This window comes from Halobacteriovorax sp. ZH5_bin.2, from assembly GCF_043196375.1.
GTDB lineage: Bacteria > Bdellovibrionota > Bacteriovoracia > Bacteriovoracales > Bacteriovoracaceae > Halobacteriovorax_A.
The window spans coordinates 1-3492 of the sequence record NZ_JBEBMJ010000010.1 but is presented as its reverse complement, the minus strand read 5'-3'; the positions used below and the strand labels follow the sequence as shown (position 1 = coordinate 3492).

Here is a 3492-nt window from a genome sequence, read left to right as displayed (position 1 = left end):
AGACACTAAATTATAATTGTCCTTACGAGATCTTTTATAAAAAGAATGTCGCACTGGTTTGTTGAGCTCAGCCGCGCACCTAATTATAATTATTCTAATCTCACACAATATGAAGCAAAATTAAGTATATACTTGGCCTCAACATTAGAAATTTTACTAACTTCATTATTCATATAGTTTAGAGAACCTGAAATCTTAGCTGTCATCTCGTTATCAGAGCATCCTGTCTGCAGAGCAGAATTCAAATAATTCATTGATGTGTAGAAGTGAAATTTAATCAATTGAATTGAATCTGTGATCTGTAGATACTTATCACATGTTTCTTGATTGGGTTCTCCACCTTTGTACATACTTTGTAGCTCTTTTGTATAAACATTAAAATTATTTTGAATAACTTTTCCGCCATCATTAACAGCTCTATTTGCTTGTTTAAAATTAATTTCACAAGCTGAAGGAATTTCAAAATCAAGACTATTAGCAAGTACAGTAGTATTAAGCATAATAATTAAAAACCAAATATATTTCTTCATAAAAACTCTCCTTAATTCTTTTATTATAACTATAATGGGCGCCCTTGATTAGTAACATCAATGGCCTCAACTTTTATATTGTTTACTGATGAGTCATCCTTATTCATATTTAAAATTGTAAAATAAGCATAGATTTGTTCTTTTACGGCCCCATCAAAATGTTGAGTTTCCACTTCATAGATCCCGTCTTTATCAACTTTTACAGAAAGCATATTTTGAACAATCCAGTTTTGATCTATAGAAAGAGTCGATCTAACAAAAACAGGCTTTGTAACCCCAGTAACTTTGAATCGTAACTTAAACGTACCAAAAAAATTATCCGTCGCTTTAGTGACATTATCATTGAACTTCAAAGACACAAGTCTTGGATAATTTTCATTTCGATATTCTTCATATGAATTCTTATTCGTTCTTATATAGTTTACGTAATCGCTGTAGTGAAGATGAGTATAAGAGTCCAATGATTTATAGAATTGAATATAGTTATCCACTCCAAGATCAGAGTAACCACCAGCTGCCAACTCCCACATACCAAATGAAAGGCCAATAGAGTAATGCCCCCAATTATGGGAAACCAACTTAACATTACTGCGACCCTTAAGTTCTTTATATAGGTCAAGAGAATCTTTACTATCTTGATCTTGACTGTGACCAAACTCAATAACAATTGGAACTTCAACTTCTTTAAGCGCACTATATAGATCATCATTATTTCTGATTGAAGAACTAGCAATTTCATTGTTCATCGTGGCAACATAATTTTCATAAAATGTTGAAAATTGAGAGTCATCAAACTCTGTATAAAAGAATGCATAATGCTCATTCAAGCGCGTAATGATACTTCGATCACCTTGAGAGTTATCGTCACTAATTAACGATTTAATCTTATTTGTATTTGTGAAACTTTTAGATTTAAATCGTAATTCATAATTTAAACTTGAATAGTACAGGCCACCATTTGCCAATGAATGACGACGAGGACTTGTTGGTGCACTAGCGGCCATAACAAGTTTAATGGCAGGATGATATGTCGTAGCGGCCGCAAGCGCCATGAAGCCATCATACGAAGCACCTTGAACAATAATATTTCCGCTATGCCAATCCTGTTTTACAATTTCATTGATGATGGCATCTGAATCATTCCTTGCCTGCTTCCAATCAAGCCAATCAAACCCTTCTTTCCCAAAGAAAGTTCCTCTAACGACACTTGAGATAATATCGTAATTTCTTAGAAGAACATCATCAATTATATACAGAGAATTTAACAAAGACGTAGAGTGAAAATGATAAGGTGATTGTCCAAGAATCGCATCGCGCTTTTCACTAAACGCAATATCCAGCGGCCTAAATACGAAAGTAGGCAGCAATACATCCCCATTTTTTGGCATTAATTGTCTTGCGTGAAGTTGCGGTAATGGAGTTTCATAGTTCAAAAAGCGAATAGTATTTTCGCGGTCAATCACTAATTCGATAATTCTACCATCATTAATATTTTGATAGACCTTATAATGAGAAATATCCACAATCTTTCTGACTTTGCCACAATAGTCTTCAAAGTCTGTTTTAAAAAACGTAACAAAATTTTCATCTGCTATTTTTATCTTCTTATTTTCAATAAGCTCATTTTTGTTGAAAGTTTTTAAATCACTGCAAAGTTGCTCCATACTACGAATTACAGTTAGCCCGTGAACTTGAGAAGTTGTAATCAGAGTAATAATAAGGAAGACAATTTTATTTAGCATATAATTCCCACGATAAGTTGTATTGATATTAGAGCAACACCAAGGCCAGCATATGTATTAAGAATTAACAACTTAAGCAGACTATATGTCTAATAAATAGACACAATAAAATTAACTGAACAGTTAATGGCAATTTTAGAATATAAGATAAAGGTAAGAAAAAAGGCCCTTGTAAGGCCCTTTTTTTGTCTTGCTTGTATTTAATTATTCACAATCAGGTACTTTTTTCTTAACAGATCGAATTAGGCTTTTTACCCAAGATCCAAATAAAGGCTTCTTAGTAAGTCGAATCGAACTCTTTTGTGAATACTCAGCTTCACCATCTCTTAGAAAAGACTCATGCATAGAAATACTAGTATATGCACCTCTATATTTATGAAGGTCTGAAAAGATAGTCATATAATTTACAGTTCCATTAGTTGGTAAATCATCGATACTCTTAACTTCTGTAAATGTATAACCCTTATCTTCAAAAACTTTTAGAACTTTTTCTGTAATGTCGACACGTCCATCTAACTCGGGCATAACTAAGTAGTTGTGACAGCTATCGCTTGCAAAAACATTAGAAATTAATGTTAATACTAGTAATGACTTTATAAAATACTTCATCTTAACTATCCTTATACAAATTTATTAATCAATTCTTTCTAGGTTTACTCTTAGGCCCATTCCAGTATTAAGGGCGATTGTGATCATATCTTGAATTCCCATTTGCTTCCAAAATACAAGATCAACTTTATGGTTTTCTTCTTCATAGATCATACAGCTAAAAACAATAGATCCATTTTCAACACGGTCTTTTTCACAAGTTGTATCAACTTGAAGCTGACCAGCATAATTCATCTTAAGATTATACTTCTCACCTGCTACGATTTCTGTTACTTCAACATTCTCATTTCCAACAAGTGCCTGATCCATTTCATTTTGCCCCTTGTAAGTTGCAGAGTGGGCCGAAAAAGCAGTTAGTGATAATAGTACTAGTAATAATTTTTTCATAAATGTTCTCCAATATTCTTCTTCATAAATCTTTAACTAAACAAGTTCACAATACCTCGTTGAGGGAGACAGATGTAAAAAGCTGAAATGTTTATATTTATGAATAAATAATGAACGTTGTTAACTACTGAAAATCTCGAAAAGTACCCGGCTGAGCTCAACAAACCAGTGCGACATTCTTTTTATAAAAGATCTCGTAAGGACAATTATAATTTAGTGTCTTA

At 32.7% G+C, this 3492-nt stretch carries 4 protein-coding genes; all 4 read right to left on the bottom strand.

Going from position 1 to position 3492, the window contains the following annotated elements; genetic code table 11:
* Positions 1–89: 89 nt before the first annotated feature.
* The 4 genes from ABMA76_RS15555 to ABMA76_RS15540 all read right to left on the bottom strand — a co-directional run bounded on the left by ABMA76_RS15555 (position 90) and on the right by ABMA76_RS15540 (position 3268).
* Positions 90–530, bottom strand: a complete 441-nt coding sequence (locus ABMA76_RS15555; RefSeq protein ID WP_392908526.1) for a hypothetical protein — start codon at positions 528–530, stop codon at positions 90–92.
* Positions 531–559: 29 nt separating this feature from the next.
* Positions 560–2272: a CocE/NonD family hydrolase gene (locus ABMA76_RS15550; protein ID WP_392908528.1), complete on the bottom strand. Its 1713-nt coding sequence runs from the start codon at positions 2270–2272 to the stop codon at positions 560–562.
* Positions 2273–2476: 204 nt separating this feature from the next.
* Positions 2477–2881, bottom strand: a complete 405-nt coding sequence (locus ABMA76_RS15545) for a hypothetical protein (RefSeq protein ID WP_392908530.1) — start codon at positions 2879–2881, stop codon at positions 2477–2479.
* Positions 2882–2905: 24 nt separating this feature from the next.
* Complete coding sequence (locus tag ABMA76_RS15540) at positions 2906–3268, bottom strand: hypothetical protein (protein WP_392908532.1); 363 nt, start codon at positions 3266–3268, stop codon at positions 2906–2908.
* Positions 3269–3492 lie beyond the last annotated feature (224 nt).